The organism is Alphaproteobacteria bacterium (genome assembly GCA_035625915.1).
Classification (GTDB): domain Bacteria; phylum Pseudomonadota; class Alphaproteobacteria; order JACZXZ01; family JACZXZ01; genus DATDHA01.
The window spans coordinates 1-17168 of the sequence record DASPOR010000046.1 but is presented as its reverse complement, the minus strand read 5'-3'; the positions used below and the strand labels follow the sequence as shown (position 1 = coordinate 17168).

The 17168-nt window shown below is 62.5% G+C and carries 12 protein-coding genes; 6 read left to right on the top strand and 6 right to left on the bottom strand.

Annotation, left to right across the window (positions count from 1 at the left end; all coding sequences use genetic code 11):
• Positions 1-27: 27 nt before the first annotated feature.
• The gene (locus VEJ16_04240; protein HYB08857.1) at positions 28-1686 is read right to left on the bottom strand and encodes an acyl-CoA synthetase; all 1659 of its coding nucleotides are present in this window, start codon (positions 1684-1686) and stop codon (positions 28-30) included.
• 129 nt (positions 1687-1815) lie between these two features.
• Here VEJ16_04240 and VEJ16_04235 point away from each other — a divergent pair, with 129 nt between their 5' ends.
• Positions 1816-3192: a diguanylate cyclase gene (locus VEJ16_04235; GenBank protein HYB08856.1), complete on the top strand. Its 1377-nt coding sequence runs from the start codon at positions 1816-1818 to the stop codon at positions 3190-3192.
• Positions 3193-3267: 75 nt separating this feature from the next.
• Entirely contained in the window at positions 3268-3924 is a 657-nt protein-coding gene (locus tag VEJ16_04230) for a DsbA family oxidoreductase (protein HYB08855.1), read from the top strand.
• A 59-nt stretch (positions 3925-3983) separates the two neighbouring features.
• On the opposite strand, the gene mfd is transcribed toward VEJ16_04230, so the two are convergent.
• A complete protein-coding gene (gene mfd, locus VEJ16_04225) occupies positions 3984-7328 on the bottom strand; it encodes a transcription-repair coupling factor (protein ID HYB08854.1) in 3345 nt (1114 codons plus the stop codon).
• A gap of 152 nt (positions 7329-7480) precedes the next feature.
• Positions 7481-7753, bottom strand: coding sequence for a succinate dehydrogenase assembly factor 2 (locus VEJ16_04220; GenBank protein HYB08853.1), 273 nt, complete (start codon positions 7751-7753; stop codon positions 7481-7483).
• 86 nt (positions 7754-7839) lie between these two features.
• Between VEJ16_04220 and recG the strand changes: the two genes are divergently transcribed.
• On the top strand, positions 7840-9921 hold the full coding sequence (recG, locus tag VEJ16_04215; GenBank protein ID HYB08852.1) for an ATP-dependent DNA helicase RecG: 2082 nt from the start codon (positions 7840-7842) through the stop codon (positions 9919-9921).
• A gap of 5 nt (positions 9922-9926) precedes the next feature.
• Here recG and VEJ16_04210 read toward each other — a convergent pair whose 3' ends face one another.
• Together VEJ16_04210 and VEJ16_04205 are read right to left on the bottom strand one after the other, a co-directional pair.
• Positions 9927-10691: a DUF502 domain-containing protein gene (locus tag VEJ16_04210; protein HYB08851.1), complete on the bottom strand. Its 765-nt coding sequence runs from the start codon at positions 10689-10691 to the stop codon at positions 9927-9929.
• A 243-nt stretch (positions 10692-10934) separates the two neighbouring features.
• Positions 10935-11807 (bottom strand): alpha/beta hydrolase, encoded by an 873-nt coding sequence (locus VEJ16_04205; GenBank protein HYB08850.1) that lies wholly within the window; start codon positions 11805-11807, stop codon positions 10935-10937.
• A 416-nt stretch (positions 11808-12223) separates the two neighbouring features.
• Between VEJ16_04205 and VEJ16_04200 the strand changes: the two genes are divergently transcribed.
• Genes VEJ16_04200 through VEJ16_04190 form a run of 3 tightly spaced genes read left to right on the top strand, consistent with a single transcriptional unit; the run spans position 12224 to position 15267 of the window.
• Positions 12224-13312, top strand: coding sequence for a 3-oxoacyl-[acyl-carrier-protein] synthase III C-terminal domain-containing protein (locus tag VEJ16_04200; GenBank protein ID HYB08849.1), 1089 nt, complete (start codon positions 12224-12226; stop codon positions 13310-13312).
• The gene (locus VEJ16_04195; GenBank protein ID HYB08848.1) at positions 13309-13809 is read left to right on the top strand and encodes an isoprenylcysteine carboxylmethyltransferase family protein; all 501 of its coding nucleotides are present in this window, start codon (positions 13309-13311) and stop codon (positions 13807-13809) included. Before VEJ16_04200 ends, VEJ16_04195 begins: the two co-directional genes overlap by 4 nt.
• Positions 13810-13857: 48 nt before the next feature.
• Positions 13858-15267 (top strand): amidase, encoded by a 1410-nt coding sequence (locus VEJ16_04190; GenBank protein ID HYB08847.1) that lies wholly within the window; start codon positions 13858-13860, stop codon positions 15265-15267.
• 417 nt (positions 15268-15684) lie between these two features.
• Here the strand turns inward: VEJ16_04190 and VEJ16_04185 are convergent, their stop codons facing one another.
• Complete coding sequence (locus VEJ16_04185) at positions 15685-16929, bottom strand: threonine synthase (GenBank protein ID HYB08846.1); 1245 nt, start codon at positions 16927-16929, stop codon at positions 15685-15687.
• Between the last annotated feature and the right edge of the window lie 239 nt (positions 16930-17168).

The window sequence follows — 17168 nt, the reverse complement described above, 5'->3', positions numbered from 1 at the left end:
CCCCTCGTCCCTGTCCACCCTCGTTCGTCAAGCCTCCTTCGCCTTTTCGCGAAGCACGAATTTCTGGATCTTGCCAGTCGAGGTTTTCGGCAGTGCTCCGAAAACGACGTATCTCGGCACCTTGTAACGCGCAAGATGCTCTCGGCAATAGGCGATTATCTCTTGCGCGCTGACCTCAGCACTTTCGTCCTTGAGGGTCACGAACGCGCATGGCACTTCGCCCCATTTGCTGTCGGGCCGCGCAACCACGGCGGCTTCCATGATGAGCGGATGCTTGTAAAGCACCTCCTCGACTTCGAGCGAGGAGATGTTCTCACCCCCGGAAATGATGATGTCCTTCGAGCGATCCTTGATCTCGACATAGCCGTCGGGGTGGCGCACCGCGAGATCGCCGGTATGAAGCCAGCCGCCGCGAAAGGCCTCGGCACTCGCTTTCGGGTTCTTGAGATAGCCCTTCATCACGGTGTTGCCACGAAGCATCAGCTCGCCAATCGTCGCACCGTCCGACGCGACAGGACGAAGGGTGGCAGGGTCGGCGACCATCATGTCGGCAAGTGTGACGTAGCGGATGCCCTGCCGCGCCATTTTCGACGCCTTGTCGGCAAGATCGAGATCGCCCCAAGCCTCCTGCCACGCGCAAAGCGTCGCGGGGCCGTAGCTTTCGGTGAGGCCGTAGAGGTGCGTCACGCGAAAGCCCATGCTCTCCATGGCGGCGATTATCGCACTTGGCGGGGCCGCACCCCCGGTCGCGACCTCGACACGGTGCGCGAAACGTCGCTTTTCGCTCTCCGGTGCATGAACCAGCATGTTGAGGACGATGGGTGCGCCGCACAGATGGGTTACTCGATGCCTTTCGATCAAGGCAAAGATGAGCCGGGGCTCCACCTTGCGCAGGCAGACATGGGTTCCCGCGACCGCGGTGACCGCCCAGGTGTATGTCCATCCGCTGCAGTGGAACATGGGCAGCGTCCAGAGATAGACAGCACTTGCATCCAGGCCAAATTCAATGACGTTGCCGAGCGCATTCAGGAAAGCGCCGCGATGATGGTAGACGACACCCTTGGGATTGCCTGTGGTGCCTGAGGTGTAGCTAAGCGCGATCGCTTCCCACTCGTCCTTGGGCGAGCGCCAGGTGAAATCGGGGTCGCCCTGGGCCAGGAACGCTTCGTAGTCCTTCTCGCCGAGAAGTTCGCCGCCGGCATGGAGCGGATCGTCGATATCGATGACGACCGGCGGCCTTTCGAGCGTTGCCAATGCCGGTTTGACCAAAGGGGAAAACTCGCGATCCGCAATGAAGACCTTGGCGCCGCCGTGGCTCAGCATGAACGCGATGCTCGCGGAGTCGAGACGGTAATTGATCGCATTGAGGACGGCACCCGCCATCGCCACCCCATAATGCGCTTCGAGCAACGCCGGGACGTTCGGGGCCATGATCGATACCGTGTCGCCGACGCCCACGCCGTGGGATTTCAGCGCCGACGCGAGCCGCCGGCATCGAGCCATGAAATCGCCATACGTGAATTGGGTGTCTCCATGAATGACGGCGATTTTCTCCGGGTAAACGGAAGCGGCGCGTTCGAGAAAGCCGAGCGGGGTCAGCGGCGTGAAATTGGCTGCGTTGCGATCGAGATCGCGTTCATAAGGGCTGACATGAGGATTATCCGGTATTTCTTTATTAATATTCATTTTTTGTCCTTAACCCTTTGGCTCACCGCAAAATCCGATGAAGCGTGCGCTTCAGCATTCGGTAACCAGTTCACGGCAATTTTGTCGGGTTGGTTCCCTTGCAGAACTTGGCCGCCAAGCGAGCATAGGATGACGATCGCGGTAATTGAAGCAACAGGTGCAGCCCGCTCCCTCGCGCGCGTCGTGGTGTCGAGCGCCGATCCGAAGCGGATCCGCGAGCTGAGTGTCCGGCTCGACGCCTGCGGTTATGCGACGGTGCCGGTCGGTGCTGGCACGCGCGCACTCCGCATCGTTCGCGAAGTGCTGCCGGACCTCGTCGTCGTGAATGCCGATGAAGATATCGGGGCAGCGATGGCGCTCGCTGAAGGGGTGAAGCACTGTGACGAAACACGCCATGTTCCCGTCGTCATGCAGGCGATGTACGCCGATGCCACCTTTCGCCGCGGATGCCTCGCCGCCGGCATCGACGACGTGATCACGGGAGGCGTCAGCAACGCCATACTCGCAGCACGACTGGCGCCCCTCTTCCGCCTCGCGACCATGACGGCGGAACTCCATCGCCGTCGTCAGACAATGCACGCCCTGGGTCTGGCCGAGGGTGCGAAGGCGACTATCGAACCGGACGTACGCGAGCCGCGGGTGCTATTCCTCAATTCGGGATTGACTTCACCCACTGGGTCGACCGTCGAATTGGTGCTTGCGGCGGATTGTGGGATTGCCCATTCCGCCGACGCGTTCGAGGCAGCGGAATCCCTTTCCAGCTCGCAGTTCGATGCTCTCGTGGTGGTGCCCGAAGACGAGATCGAGCGAACGCTTCACCTTTGCGCCCATATTCGCAACAATCCGCGTCTCTTCAACCTGCCCGTCCTCATCGTGGCAAGACGCGAACAGTTTGCAGATGTCGAAACCTGCTACAGCCGCGGCGCCAGTATCGTCTTGCATCGTCCTTTCGATCCGACGGAACTGCGCGATCACGTCTTGAGCCTCGTGCGCCGTCAGCGAGTGCGCCAGGCCATCCATCGCGGCCTCTCGGGCACGCTCGTGGAGCGGACCGCCGACGCGGCCTCGGGGCTCTATAGCAAGGCATTTTCCTCGCGCCATCTCAGTCGCCTCATCTCGAACGCCGGACTCAGCCAAAAGCCGGTTTCGCTTGTGCTCTTCGATCTCCAAAACATCGCCTGGTTCGAGCGCCAATATGGCGGCGGTTCGGGAGATCGCGTCGTCAATCAAGTATCGCGCTGGATTGCCGGCCTCATTCGCGCCGAAGACATGGCCGCTCGATTGGGCGAATCCATCGTGGCGGTCATTCTTCCGGACACCGGTGCGCACGAGGCCCAATTCGTCGCCAACCGCATTGAGGGCGTTTTGCTCAATACCGATTTTTCATTGAAAAATAGCGTCGAAGCCGATCCGTTGCGGGTCTGGGTCGGGACCGGCATAGCCACCGCCGAGGCCGGCGATACGGTCGACGGTTTGATTGCGCGGGCAAAATCCCAAATGCGGTGAACTGCGCTGCGATCGATCACTGCCGGAAGCAGCCGTCGCACTCGCCTTCGCACACGCGGCGATCTATCTTAAGGCATGATCATCGATATCGTGTCGGACACCATTTGCCCGTGGTGCTTCGTCGGCAAGCGCCGGCTCGAGCGCGCGCTGACCTTGGCGCCGCAAAGCGATCTTCAAATCACTTGGCATCCTTTTCAGCTCAACCCGGACATGCCTGCCGAAGGCATGGACAGGCGAGAGTACCTGCGCCTCAAATTTGGCGATAGCCGCGGTTCTGGCGCATACGACGCGATCCGCGAGGCCGGTGCTGGCGAGGGCATCGAATTCAACTTCGATGGCATCGTGCGGACGCCGAATACAGTCGATTCCCACCGCGTAATCCGCTTCGCGCTGGATTACGGCCTGCAGGATGCCGTCGTTGAAAGTCTGTTCAATGCCTATTTCGTCGATGGCCATGACATCAGCGACCGCCGCGAGCTGCTTGACGCCGGCGCACGCGCAGGCCTCGAGCGCGGCCAACTCGCCGATTATCTCGAGGGCGACGAAGGTTCGGCCGATGTCGCGAACGCGGATCAGATGGCGCGCCGCATGGGCATCCAAGGCGTTCCCTGCTTCATCCTCGACCGAAAATACGTGATCTCCGGCGCCCAATCGCCCGATCTCTTCGTTCAGGCGTTCGGCTTGATCGGGAGAGATGCGGCGAGCGTCGACGAAGAGACGCGCGAAAATTGATCCGACGGGGCAAGCGCCCCCCGCCGATCCCACGCGGCCGCGCAAGCCACGCCCAGTGCTTAAGCGGCACGCTCGACAGGGGCGTGGGCGATCTCGGCGATCTTCTCGAGAAGCTGCTGCACGCCCGCGACACGGGCGGCTTCCTCATCCCATGAACGGCGAACCACGAGCCGCTGGTCCGGCCTGAGCTTGACCGTCGCGGCCTCGCTGGTCACGAAGCGAACCAACCCCAGAGGGTTTGCAAAGCGGTTGTTCCGGAACGCCAGCAGCGCACCTTTTGGCCCCGCATCGAGCTTGTCCACGCCGGCATCGATGCAGAGGCGCTTGATCGCGACGATCCGGAGCAAGTTTTCGACTTCCTGCGGCAGCGGCCCGAAACGGTCGACCATTTCCGCCGCGAAGCTGTCGATTTCGGCACGATCGACGAGGAGCGCGATGCGTCGGTAAAGCCCGAGCCGAACGCCGAGATCGGGCACGTAGCCTTCCGGGATCAGCACCGGGGTGCCAAGACTGATTTGTGGCGTCCATTCGCGTTGGCCGGCGGCGGCCGATTGGCCCTTGGCACTTGCGACGGCCTCTTCGAGCATTTGCTGGTAAAGCTCGATGCCGACCTCGCGCACATGGCCGGACTGCTCCTCGCCAAGAAGGTTTCCGGCGCCCCTGATGTCCATGTCGTGGCTCGCGAGCGTGAAGCCCGCGCCGAGAGTGTCGAGTGTTTGCATGACATGGAGCCGCTTGGTCGCGGCATCGGTCAGCACCTTGCCGGGCGGCAGTGTGAGGTATGCATAGGCGCGGACCTTGGCGCGTCCGACGCGTCCGCGTAATTGATAAAGTTGACCGAGACCGAACATGTCCGCCCGGTGAATGATCATGGTATTGACCGACGGGATATCGAGGCCCGATTCGACGATATTGGTCGAGAGCAACACGTCGAATTTCCCGTCGTAGAACGCCGACATCACCGATTCGAGTTCGGTCGGACTGAGGCGTCCATGAGCGGTCACGATCTTGACTTCGGGCACGAGCGTCTTGACGCGCTCGTGCACGGCCGGGAGGTCCTCGATGCGCGGGCATACGAAGTAGCTTTGCCCGCCGCGGAAATGCTCGCGCAGGAGCGCTTCTCGGATGACAACGGGATCGTAGGGCAGCACGAACGTGCGCACGGCAAGCCGGTCGATCGGCGCGGTTGCGATGACGCTCATGTCGCGCACGCCGCTCAAGGCGAGCTGGAGGGTGCGCGGGATCGGCGTGGCCGTCAGGGTGAGGACGTGAACATTGGCTCGAAGCTCCTTGAGCCGCTCCTTCTGCTTGACCCCGAAATGCTGCTCCTCGTCGACGACGAGAAGACCGAGATGCTTGAACGCGATCGATTTCGCGAGAACCGCATGGGTGCCCACCACGATATCGACCTTGCCGTCCGCCAGACCAGCCTTGACCTCGGCGGCCTCCCTGACGGGCGTAAGGCGCGAGAGCCGACCGATGCGCACGGGCAAGCCCGAGAAACGCTCCCGCAGGGTGGTGTAATGCTGGCGCGCGAGCAGCGTCGTCGGCACGACGATCGCAACCTGATAGCCGGACATGACCGTGAGAAATGCCGCCCGGAGCGCCACTTCGGTCTTGCCGAAGCCGACATCGCCGCAGACGAGGCGATCCATCGGCTTGCCGGCACCGAGATCGCGAACGGTGTCGTCGATTGCCGAGAGTTGATCCTCGGTCTCGGGATAAGGAAAGCGCGCGCAGAATTCGGCATATTGGCCGTCGGCCGCGGCGATTACGTCGCCCGGCTTGATAAGTCGTTCGGCCGCAATCCTGATGAGGTGTTCCGCGATTTCCTGGATGCGACGTTTGACGCGCGCCTTGCGCGCCTGCCAGCCAGCACCCCCCAAGCGGTCGAGCTGCGCCCCGGCTTCCTCCGAGCCGTAGCGCGAAAGCACCTCGATGTTCTCGACCGGGACGAAGAGCTTGTCACCGCCTTCGTAGCGCACACGAAGGCAATCGTGGGGTGCGCCGGATACCTCGATCGTCTCCAACCCTTCATAGCGCCCGATGCCATGCTCCACGTGGACGACCAGGTCTCCCGCCGTCAAGGCGGAAACTTCGGAGATGAAATTCTCGGCACGGCTGCGCTTGCGGGCGGAGCGAACCAGGCGTTCGCCGAGAATATCCTGTTCGGCGATGACCGTGAGCCCGTCGCGCTCGAAGCCGCGCTCCAAACCGAGCACAATGAGGGCGACGGCGTCGGGTCCGAGCGCGTCGAGCTCGGTCCAATTCGTGAGCGGAACAACACCCGGAACGCGGTGTTCGTGCAAGAGAGTGCCGAGGCGATCGCGGGCACCTTGACTGTAACAGGCGACGACTGCGCGGCGGCCCGCTTGTTGCGACGCGACGATATGCTCGCGCACGACATCGAAGACGTTGACGTCGGGATTGGTGCGGGCCTCGGCGAAATCACGGCCCAACCGCCCGCCTGCGTCGATGACGCTTGCGCCCTCGGCCGTCGTCTCGGGACTCTTGAAGGGGGTGAAGCTCGCGACCCAGCGCGTGGCGAGCGCCTCGTCGAGCGCGCGCCGATCGAGAAACATGAGCTCCGGCGGAACGGGCTTGTAAAGCGTCGACTTGTCAGCATCGACGAGGCTCTTCCGTGCAAGGTAGAACTCGGCGACGGTTTCGAGTCGGGTCCCGATCACCTCTTCGGCCTGATGGTCGAAGGTGATCGCGGCTCCGGGCACGTAATCGAAAAGCGTCTCGAGCCGCTCGTGGAAAAGGGGGAGCCAATGCTCCATGCCGATGTGCACACGTCCGGCACTGATCGACGCATAGAGCAGGTCGGCATCGTTCGCCGCACCGAAGAGCTCCCGATAACGCACGCGGAAGCGCTCGACGGCCGCGTCGTCGAGCGTCACCTCGCTCATCGCCTTGAGCTCGATCCGGTCTAGCCGGGCGGTGGTGCGCTGGCTGAGGGGATCGAAGCACCGAATACGCTCAACCTCGTCGCCGAATAGGTCGATCCGCACCGGCTCGTTGGCCCCGGGCGGGAAGATATCGACGATGCCGCCTCGGATCGCATACTCGCCGGGCTCGCGCACCGTTTCGGCGCGGCGGTAGCCGTTGCGCGCGACGAACTGGGCCAATTCTTCCATCAGAAAGCGTTGCCCGACCGCAACCCCGAACACTGCCCTCCGGAACATCTCGGCAGGCGGTAGCCTTTGGAGAAGTGCCGAGACCGTCGTAACGACGATGCGAGCCTGGCGAGCGGCCGGCAACAGCGCGAGCCGTGTCAGCGTGTCGATCCTGCGGCTCGTGATCTCGGCATTCGGTGAAACGCGGTCGTAGGGCAGGCAATCCCACGCAGGAAACGCCAAGGCTTCAAGTGAAGGGGCAAAGGCGGCGAGTGCCTCCATCATCCGGCTCAGCCGCGCGTCGTCACGCGCGACATGAAGTATCGTTTGAGGCGCCGCCGTCGCCGCCAATTCCACCAGCAGCAGCGCATCCAGGCCCTCGGGCGCACCTGAAATCGTGAGCCGCGCAGGTAACGTCAATGGCTTTCGGTCTAATTTCAAGATGTTGAGCTGGAAAGGTTAAGGTTCTTGATGAGCCGCAAGGCGTCGTTGTCGAAGCCGGCCGGGATTGGGGCCTGTCCCGTTACCCAATTGTAAAGGTCCGCATCGGCGACCTCCAACAACGCTTCGTACTGACGGAGCTGTGCCGGACTTAACTGATCGAGGTACCGGTCGGCAAAACGACCGAGGAGCAAGTCCATCTCTCGCGTGCCCCGATGCCAGCTGCGGAATCGAAGGCGCTTGAGCAGAATTTCTCCGGGTTCCGTCATTCTCACATCCCACCCAGGATGCAGGTAGGATATAAGGCCGTGGCAGCCTCCTGTCAGCAATCACGGCGGCATAGCACCCATCCCGAATGCGCCCTCGGCTCCTTTTCCCCCTGTTCGCCCCGGTCACGACTTTACCCGGCGTCGGCCCACGCCTTGCCAAGCTGTTCGAGCGTCTCGCCGGCCCGCGCGTTGTCGATCTCCTGTGGCACATGCCGGTCGGCCTGATCGACCGGCGCTACGCGCCCAAATTGCGCGACGCGAAGGAAGGGGCCGTCGCTACGGTCACCGTGTGGGTGGACGGCCACGAGCCGCCGCGAAGCCCGCGCCTGCCCTACCGCGTGCGCTGCCGGGACGAAACCGGATTCATCAACCTCGTCTTTTTCCATGCCCGACCCGAATACCTCCAGAAGGCCCTGCCGGTCGGTGAACAGCGCGTCGTGAGCGGCAGGCTCGAGCGATTTCGCGACCAGCTTCAAATCACGCACCCCGATCATATCGGCCCGATCAGCGAGCTCGAACAGCTCAGGGGGATCGAGCCCGTCTATCCCCTTACCACGGGCCTCACACTGAAGGTCGTGGGTAAAGCGGTGCGTGCGGCCCTCGAACGCGCACCCGAACTTCCCGAATGGATCGACGCGGCCCTTCTTAGCCGCGCCGGATGGCAAAGCTGGCGCACGGCTTTGACGGCGGCCCACAACCCGGACAGCGAAGCCGCGGTAGAGCCTTCGTCTTTGCCGCGTCAACGCCTCGCCTATGACGAGCTTTTTGCCAATCAGCTGGCGGTCGCACTCGTGCGCGCCCACCAGCGCCGACTGGCCGGACGGCCCATCGCCGGTGATGGACGTCTGCGGAAAAAAGTCGTCGATGCGCTTCCCTTCAAGCTCACCGCATCGCAAAACGATGCCGTAAAGGACATCGTCGCGGACATGGCGCGAGATGCGCGGATGCTGCGCCTCCTTCAAGGCGACGTGGGAAGCGGGAAAACGTTGGTTGCTTTCCTCGGCATGCTCAACGCGGTCGAGGCGGGCGCTCAAGGTGCGTTCATGGCGCCGACCGAAATACTCGCACGCCAGCACTTCAACACCATCGAGCCTCTTGCACGAGCGGGAGGGGTGCATGTGGCGCTGCTGACCGGCCGGGACAAAGGCAAGGCGCGGCAGGGCATTCTCGACGGCCTCGCCGACGGCGCCATCGACATCGTGATCGGGACTCACGCGCTCGTCCAAGAAGATGTCGCATTTAGGGATCTCGCGATCGCCGTCGTCGACGAGCAGCATCGTTTCGGCGTCCACCAGCGCCTGCTCCTCGCCTCCAAAGGACGCGCGATCGATATGCTCGTCATGACGGCCACGCCGATTCCGCGCACGCTGATGCTTGCGGCTTATGGCGATATGGATGTCTCGCGCCTGAGCGAGAAGCCGGCCGGCCGTCACCCGATCGACACGCGAACGATTCCCCTCGATCGGATCGAGGAAGTCGTCGCCGCTCTTCGGCGAGTCCTTGAAAAGGACGCGAAGGTCTATTGGGTTTGCCCGCTCGTCGAGGAATCCGAGGCGGTGGACCTCGCGGCCGCGAGCCAGCGACAGGCGGAGTTGTCCGCGATCTTTCCGGGCAAGACCGGGCTCGTTCACGGCCGGATGAAGGGATCGGAAAAGGATGCGGTGATGGAGGCATTCGCCCACGGCCCTCTTCAAATCCTGGTCGCCACCACGGTAATCGAAGTCGGCGTCGACGTGCCGGACGCGAGCGTGATCGTGATCGAACATGCCGAACGCTTCGGGCTCGCCCAGCTCCATCAGTTGCGCGGGCGCGTCGGGCGCGGCGAAAAGCCCTCGACCTGCCTCCTTCTTTACGCGACACCACTCGGTGCTACCGCGAAATCGCGGCTCGCGATAATGCGCGAGACCGAGGACGGCTTTCGGATCGCGGAGGAGGATTTCCGCCTGCGCGGCCCTGGCGAAATGCTCGGCACGCGGCAAAGCGGCATGCCGGATTTCCGCCTGGCCGACCTGGCCGTACATCGAGAACTGCTTGCTACGGCGCGTGACGACGCGAGGCTCGCGCTCGAGCGCGATCCCGACCTTAGGGGTCCGCGCAGCGAAGCGCTCCGCACGCTCCTCTATCTTATGGAGCGCGACGCGGCGGTGAAATACCTGAGATCGGGCTGAGATCGCTACGGCAGCACGGGGGCCGCCGCCTTGCGCAGTCGCTCGGCCTCGTAGGGCGGCACGACGATGCCGCTCGAGAGAATCATCTTCATGGCATCCTCGACGCTCATTCGGAGTGGTATGACTTTCTCCCGCGGAATGAAGACGAGATAACCCGATGTTGGGTTCGGCGTCGTCGGCACCATGATGCTGACCACGTCGCGAGTGAGGTGCTCGACGATCTCGCCTGCGGTCGTGTTCGTGACGAAGCCGAGGGACCATGCGCCGTCGCGGGGCCATTCGATGAGCACGACTTGGCGGAATGCGCTTGCCTGGCTCGCGAAGACGGATTCGACCAGTTGCTTGACGGCGCCATAGATGCCGCTGATGACCGGCATGCGCGCGAGAATGCTTTCCGAAATGCGCACGAACACGCGGCCGAGATAGCCGGCCGTCATGGCGCCGATAAACGTGAGTGCTACGAGCAGGATGACCAGTCCCAGGCCAGGGATGCCGAACGGCAGATAGGTGCTCGGATTGAAGGGTGCCGGAATGAGCGGCGTTACGCGGGAATCGACGAAATCGAGGATGAGATAGGCGATGTAGAAGGTAATGCTGATCGGGGCGATCACGAGCACGCCCGCAAAAAAATAGGCGCGCAACCGCCCCGTCACGGTTGCGCGCCGGACGGGTTTGGCCGCCTTCGACCCGGCCCCCGCCTCTCCCGGCCCAACTGACGCAACATTGCCCGGGTCGAATTCGGGGTGTTTTTGGCCTTTGTCTCTGGTCATGGCATCTTGCCATATCCTCGCTCAAAGGATCGAATGCGGCAATGGCGCGCGAAATGTGCGCGGCGTGGGAGCGAAGCCCCACGATGTTTCGGTGCCGGCGATATCGGCGGATAATTCCGGCGTTTTTTTGGGCTTCGATCATTTTGGTGGGCGGACACTCAACGGTGCTCGCGTGCGAAGGTGCGCCCTTTCGGGTGGGGCAAAGACGTGGGCTTAGTTCGAAGGGCGCCGAAGGACGCGTATCTAGCTCGTGAAGAAGGCGTGCAGTGCGCGACAGGTTTCGTCGGGCTTTTCCTCCGCGAGGAAGTGACCGCAATCGAGGGCTGCACCCCGGACATCGCGGAAGCGCTCCCGCCAGGTCGCCAGCACGTCGAAGTGCCGCTCCATGAGACCTTTCTTGCCCCATAAGGCCAAGAGCGGCGTCGCGGGCTTATGCGCCAAGTCGGCTTCGTCGTGCACGAGGTCGATCGAGGCCGCGGCACGGTAATCCTCGCACGTTGCATGGATCGTCGCGGGGTCGCGGAAACACCGCACATACTCGGCGACGGCCTCGGATGCAAAGCATTCGGCGCCGTCGGACCACCGTTCAAGCTTCTTCTTGAGGTAATAGTCGGGATCGGCGCCGATCAAATGTTCTGGCAAGTCGTAAGGCTGGATAAGGAAGAACCAATGATAATAGCCTGTCGCAATCGCCTTGTCGGTCGATGCGAATATCCGGCGCGTGGGGACGATATCGAGAACGGCTGCCTTCGAAACGCGCTCTTCATGATCGGCGACGAGGCGGTGTGTCACACGCCCCCCGCGGTCGTGCCCGGCGACGGAGAACCGCTTATGACCGAGCGCCGTCATCGTCTCGACCATGTCCTGCGCCATCGCACGCTTGGAGTAGGGAAAATGATCCGCCGTCGTCGCAGGTTTCGAGGAATCGCCGTAGCCCCTCAAATCCGGGCATACGACGGTGAAGTCCCTTGCCAGCGGCCCTGCGATCTTGTGCCACATCGCATGCATCTGAGGATAGCCGTGAAGGAGGAGAAGTGCAGGACCCCTGCCGCCATGAACCAGGTTGATTTCCGCTCCCGATGTCTTGATCCGCGCCCGCGTGAAGCCTTCGAACATCGTCCCCTCCCTGCCCGCTCGCTCCAACGGCTTTGCCCGCTCGATAGACAAAGCGGCCAAGCAGCGACACTTGCCGCTGAGCGCCGGCTGCGACGCGCCGGGCGGCTCAAGTTGTATGACGGTCGCCAGTGGACACAAGGGAAATAAACTTGCGCGTCGCGTGATCGAAAATGGAGGGAATGTCGTCCTGTAGGAATATTTGCTGTCTATTCAGAGATCAACATTGGTGCCGATTCGATCAATTTTACGTGCGATTGAGGCTGAACCGTGGAAGGCTCGAAAAGCTTACCGTATAACTTGCGCCGCCTCCCTTTACCGCATGACAAATTTGTAAGTCATGCGTCCAATGATGGCATCTTATATGTACCGGCTCGATGCGGGTATGCAACGCGACCTGCGAACCGAGGTTGACGCAAATGTCCCCCGACCCGAAGTTATTGGCGCTCTCGACTGCGGTACCGGATCACATGCTGCGCCAGGCGGACGTCCGAGAGATCGGCCGCGCTATATTCTCGCGGAACAAGGCGCGGTTCGAGCGGTTGGTGCCCGTTTATGCCAATGCCGGGATCGAAACGCGATATTCGTGCGTGCCCCTCGATTGGTACTTGAAGCCCCATAGCTGGCGCGATCGCAACACACTCTATGTCGAGAATGCGGTGGCCTTGCTCGAGCGAGCGACTTTGTTATGCCTCGAAAAGGCCCACCTTGACATCGGGGATGTCGATGCGATCGTCGCCGTCTCCACCTCGGGGATCGCGACGCCGACCATCGACGCTTTGCTGATCGAGCGGCTCAACATGCGGCGCGACATTCGTCGCTTACCGATTTTCGGCCTCGGCTGTGCAGGCGGTGTGGTCGGCTTCTCCCGCGCCGCCGAGATGGCCCGTGCTTCACCCGGCATGCGCGTGCTCTTCCTTGTCGTCGAACTCTGCGGATTGACCTTCCGGCGCAACGATCACACGAAGAGCAACGTGATCGCGACAGCACTCTTCGGCGACGGGGCGGCGGCCGCCGTGATCAGTTGCGATGGCGACGGCCCCGCCATGACGGCGGCCGGCGAGCACACATGGCCCGGTTCGCTCGAGATCATGGGCTGGCGCGTGCGCGACGACGGCCTTGGAGTCATGTTCTCGCGCGATATTCCCGCATTATTGCGCAGTGACTTTCGCGATACGGTCAACCGGTTTCTCGCCCGCCACGGCCTCTCGATTGCCGATATCGAGGCGTTCATCTGCCATCCCGGGGGCGCCAAGATTCTCACCGCGCTCGAAGAAGCGTTCGAGCTGCCGTCCGACGGCCTTGTGCATTCTCGCGCGGTTTTGCGAGACTACGGGAACATGTCGGCGGCGACGGTCATGTTCGTGCTCGAGAGCGTGCTCGCGAATGGCGGCCTTCCACGGCGTTCGCTCATGACCTCGCTCGGACCGGGATTCACGGCAGGTTTCATGATCATCGAAAACGCGGCCACTCACGTCGAGAAACTTCCCGCCCGCAGTGCGGCATGAGTCCCGCCTATGCCGTCTTGGCACTCGTCGTTATCGAGCGGCTTGCAGAGCTGTTGATTTCGAACCGCCACACGGCGCGCCTATTAGCCGAGGGTGCGGTCGAGGTCGGAGCCGAGCATTACCGCTACTTCGTGCTGCTCCACAGTGCATGGCTCATTGCCATGTTCGCATTGGTGCGCCCGGATACGCCCCTTTATTGGCCGCCGTTGGCGCTCTACATCCTCCTTAGCGCCGCCCGGGCATGGGTGATGACGAGCCTGGGTCGCTTTTGGACGACGCGGGTGATCACGGTGCCGAATGCACCGCTCGTGAAGCGCGGGCCCTATCGCTTCATGCGCCACCCAAACTATGCCGTCGTGACGGGTGAAGTCTTGGTGCTTCCGCTCGTGTTCGGCTTTTGGAAGGTGGCCCTCATTTTTACCCTGCTTAATCTCGTTCTGTTGCGATTCCGCATCCGGGTCGAAAACGCCGCCTTGGCGTCCCGACGCGCGGCGTAACTCGAAGTCACTTTCCCGAGTCGAAACGAGCCGCTACTCTCGCTTCCCATGTCGACGCTTCTTTCGCAGCCATTGACATCGATCGCGGCCGCGTTGCGCCGTGGCGAGGTCACCTCACTCGAACTCGTCGAGGCGGCGATCGCGCGCCACGAGGACGTGGGCGGGCCCCTCAATGCCTACAAAAGCTGGAATGCCGACGAGGCGCGCCTTCAGGCGCGCGCGGCGGACGCCGCGTTCATGAGCGGTGTCGATCTCGGGCCGCTTCAGGGTTTGCCGGTTTCGGTCAAGGATCTCTATGGGCTCAAAGGCTGGCCGACTTATGCCGGCACGCCGAGGCGCCTGCCCGAGCGCTGGGAGCAGGAAGGGCCGGTCGTGTCGGCGCTCCGCCGCCAGCTCGCGGTCGCCATCGGCAAGACCCATACGGTCGAACTCGCGTTCGGCGGACTTGGCGTCAACCCACATTGGGGCACGCCGCGAAATCCTTGGGACGCTCGCGCCCACCGCGTACCGGGCGGATCGTCGAGTGGTGCTGGCGTGAGCCTTCTGGAGGGCTCGGCCCTGGTCGCCCTCGGCTCCGACACCGCCGGCTCGGTCCGCGTTCCCGCGAGCATGACCGGCAACGTCGGGCTCAAGACGAGCTTCGGACGCTGGTCCACTCGGCATATCGTGCCACTCAGCCAGACGCTCGATACGGCCGGGTTCCTCGCACGCAGTGTGGCCGACGCCGCGTACGCCTTCTCGGCACTCGATCCCTCGTGGGGCGCATGGCCTGCCCTCGAGGCCGCCATCTCCGAGTACGATCTGGCCGATTTGAGGATCGGCATCGCGGGGCCCCCGCTCTGGGACGATTGTTCGCCGGGCATCGCCGAAGCCGTCCGCGGCGCGCTCGACACGCTTGCGAAGGAGGGCGCTCGGCTCAAGGAGGCGCCGATCCCCGAAGCGGCGGCGGCAATCGAGCTTTTCCATGTCGGCGGCGTGGTATCGGCCGAGTGCGATGCCTTCCTCGAGAAGGAGCTTCCGGAATGGCGCGACTTGATCGACCCCATCATCAAGATCCGTATAGCCGACGGTGGCGCGATCACCGCGCGCGAACTCCTTTTGCGCTATCGCAGGCTTGACGAATTGTCGGACTCGGTCGTCGGGCGGTTCGGCGATCTCGACGTCATCGCCTGCCCGACCGTCGCGCTAACGCCCCCAACGGTCGAGGAGGTTTCCGACCTCAACGCCTATCGGCGGGCCAATATGGCGTCGCTTAGGAACACATCGATCGTGAATTATCTATCGCTCTGCGCGATCACGATTCCGGTCGGACTCGACAGGAAGGGCATGCCCGTCGGGCTTCAACTCATCGCGTGCCACGGCGAGGAGGAGCGCTTGCTTGCGATCGGCCTTGCGATGGAGCGCGTGCTCGGCACTCCGCGCGAAAGGCTCGGTGCAGCGCCACTCATTCCTTCGTAATCAATGGATCGGCGAGTTCATCCGAGCGAGATGCGGTCGTGATGCGGGGCGAGATTGGCACGGATGATCTCCTCTAACGACGGGCCGCTCTCGGGGTGAACGAATGTCGATGCGACCCCGAGCGCGATCACAAGCACAACCACTACAGCCCAAGCAGCCATCAATCCACGTTTCGGCATCATCAAAATCCTACCTTGCGCGGCCGCTGAACAGCGCGACCGGGAACGAACCGTATAAGTGAAATACGGCGAAGCCGGTCTTTTATTGCCTGCCGCGGGTACAACTTTCTGTGAGGATACACGCGTCAAAACGCATAATTGCTATGCAGAGCCGCGGCGGCCCCGGATCATTGATCGGGGAGATTGGCAAGCGAGTCAGGGCGAGAGACGGTACGAGCCGTTAGCGGCGAACGACACGCTACAATGATGCATAATCGATCGGCTTCGTGCGATCGATGAATCGATTTGCATCGGGCATGGGATATTTGAGGCCGATGCCGCAATTGAACAACACCACGCGATCGCTCTTCGCGACTCGTCCGTCCTTGAGGGCCTTGCGGTAGGCAGCATAGGTCGCCGCGCCTTCGGGCGAGAGGAGCATGCCCTCTTCCCGTCCGACTTCGGCGCGGGCGTCAAGGATATCGGCATCGGATACCGCGAGCGCAAATCCCTTGCTCTCGCGAATGGCCCGCAGGATGAGGAAATCGCCGAGTGCCGCGGGTACGCGCAGCCCCGATGCGATCGTATCGGCGTTCTGCCACGGTTCGGCGAAATCGGCGTTCTTTTCAAAAGCGCGCACGATCGGCGCGCACCCCGTCGATTGCACTGCAATCATTCGTGGGCGCTTGCCATCGAGCCAGTCGATCTTGCCGAGCTCGTCGAACACCTTCCACATGCCGATGAGGCCAGTCCCGCCGCCGGTCGGGTAGAAGATTACGTCAGGCAGAGTCCAGTCGAGCTGCTCGGCAAGTTCGAGCCCCATCGTCTTCTTGCCTTCAATGCGATAGGGCTCCTTCAACGTCGATGCGTCGAACCAGCCCATCTTGTCCTTGCCTTCCGCGACGATCTTCGCGCAGTCGTTGATCAGCCCGTTGACCTTGAAGAGCTTGGCGCCCTGAAGCACGGTCTCGCCGACATTCGGTCCTTGGGCATCCTGCGGGCAGAAGACATAGCTCTCGATGCCGGCGCGCGTGCAATAGGCGGCGAGAGCGGCACCCGCGTTTCCAGCAGTTGCCATCGCCATGCGCGCGATGCCGAATTGTTTCGCCATCGAGACCGCCATGGCAAGGCCGCGCGCCTTGAATGAGCCGGTCGGCAGCCGGCCTTCATCCTTGATCAGAATCTCACCCCCGCCCAGAAGGCGCTGAAGCTTCGGTGCGGGCAACAGTGGGGTGACCTGTTCGCCAAGGCTTACGATGTCGCGCACATGGCGAACCGGCAGAAATTCGCGGTAGCGCCAAAAATCCTGCGCACGCTTTGCAATCTCGGCACGGCTGACTGCTCGACCGAGCGCTTCCAAGTCGTAGCGCACGAGAAGCGGCTTGCCCGCCTTGGAAAGCGTTTGAATTCGATCCGCCTCGAAGCGCTCGCCCGTCAAGCCGCATTCGAGATGGGTCACAAACGTCTTTCGTTCGACTGAAAGGTTGTTTTCAAGACCACTCATTCAAGTTTATCCCCGTGCGATGGCAAAATTCGACGTCGACGCCCGTTCGGTTTGGATTCGCGTACATAAAGTCAAACGCGCGACGCCTCTCAGTATTCTGGATGCACGATTAGGTAAAGCGCCGATTTGCAGGCGGCCGATCGAAGATTCCATGCCAAACGGCGAAATTCTGCACCAACCGACGGGCGGCCAGGGTGGCTAGCTCGATAGGGCTGGGGTAGAATATCGACAATCTTGGC

What these genes read in the sequence shown, in the direction of transcription:
- VEJ16_04240 (HYB08857.1), bottom strand. Translation starts at nt 1,686, where the DNA reads ATGAATATTAATAAAGAAATACCGGATAATCCTCATGTCAGCCCTTAT.
- VEJ16_04235 (HYB08856.1), top strand. Translation starts at nt 1,816, where the DNA reads ATGACGATCGCGGTAATTGAAGCAACAGGTGCAGCCCGCTCCCTCGCG.
- VEJ16_04230 (HYB08855.1), top strand. Translation starts at nt 3,268, where the DNA reads ATGATCATCGATATCGTGTCGGACACCATTTGCCCGTGGTGCTTCGTC.
- mfd (HYB08854.1), bottom strand. Translation starts at nt 7,328, where the DNA reads ATGATGGAGGCACTCGCCGCCTTTGCCCCTTCACTTGAAGCCTTGGCG.
- VEJ16_04220 (HYB08853.1), bottom strand. Translation starts at nt 7,753, where the DNA reads ATGACGGAACCCGGAGAAATTCTGCTCAAGCGCCTTCGATTCCGCAGC.
- recG (HYB08852.1), top strand. Translation starts at nt 7,840, where the DNA reads ATGCGCCCTCGGCTCCTTTTCCCCCTGTTCGCCCCGGTCACGACTTTA.
- VEJ16_04210 (HYB08851.1), bottom strand. Translation starts at nt 10,691, where the DNA reads ATGACCAGAGACAAAGGCCAAAAACACCCCGAATTCGACCCGGGCAAT.
- VEJ16_04205 (HYB08850.1), bottom strand. Translation starts at nt 11,807, where the DNA reads ATGTTCGAAGGCTTCACGCGGGCGCGGATCAAGACATCGGGAGCGGAA.
- VEJ16_04200 (HYB08849.1), top strand. Translation starts at nt 12,224, where the DNA reads ATGTCCCCCGACCCGAAGTTATTGGCGCTCTCGACTGCGGTACCGGAT.
- VEJ16_04195 (HYB08848.1), top strand. Translation starts at nt 13,309, where the DNA reads ATGAGTCCCGCCTATGCCGTCTTGGCACTCGTCGTTATCGAGCGGCTT.
- VEJ16_04190 (HYB08847.1), top strand. Translation starts at nt 13,858, where the DNA reads ATGTCGACGCTTCTTTCGCAGCCATTGACATCGATCGCGGCCGCGTTG.
- VEJ16_04185 (HYB08846.1), bottom strand. Translation starts at nt 16,929, where the DNA reads ATGAGTGGTCTTGAAAACAACCTTTCAGTCGAACGAAAGACGTTTGTG.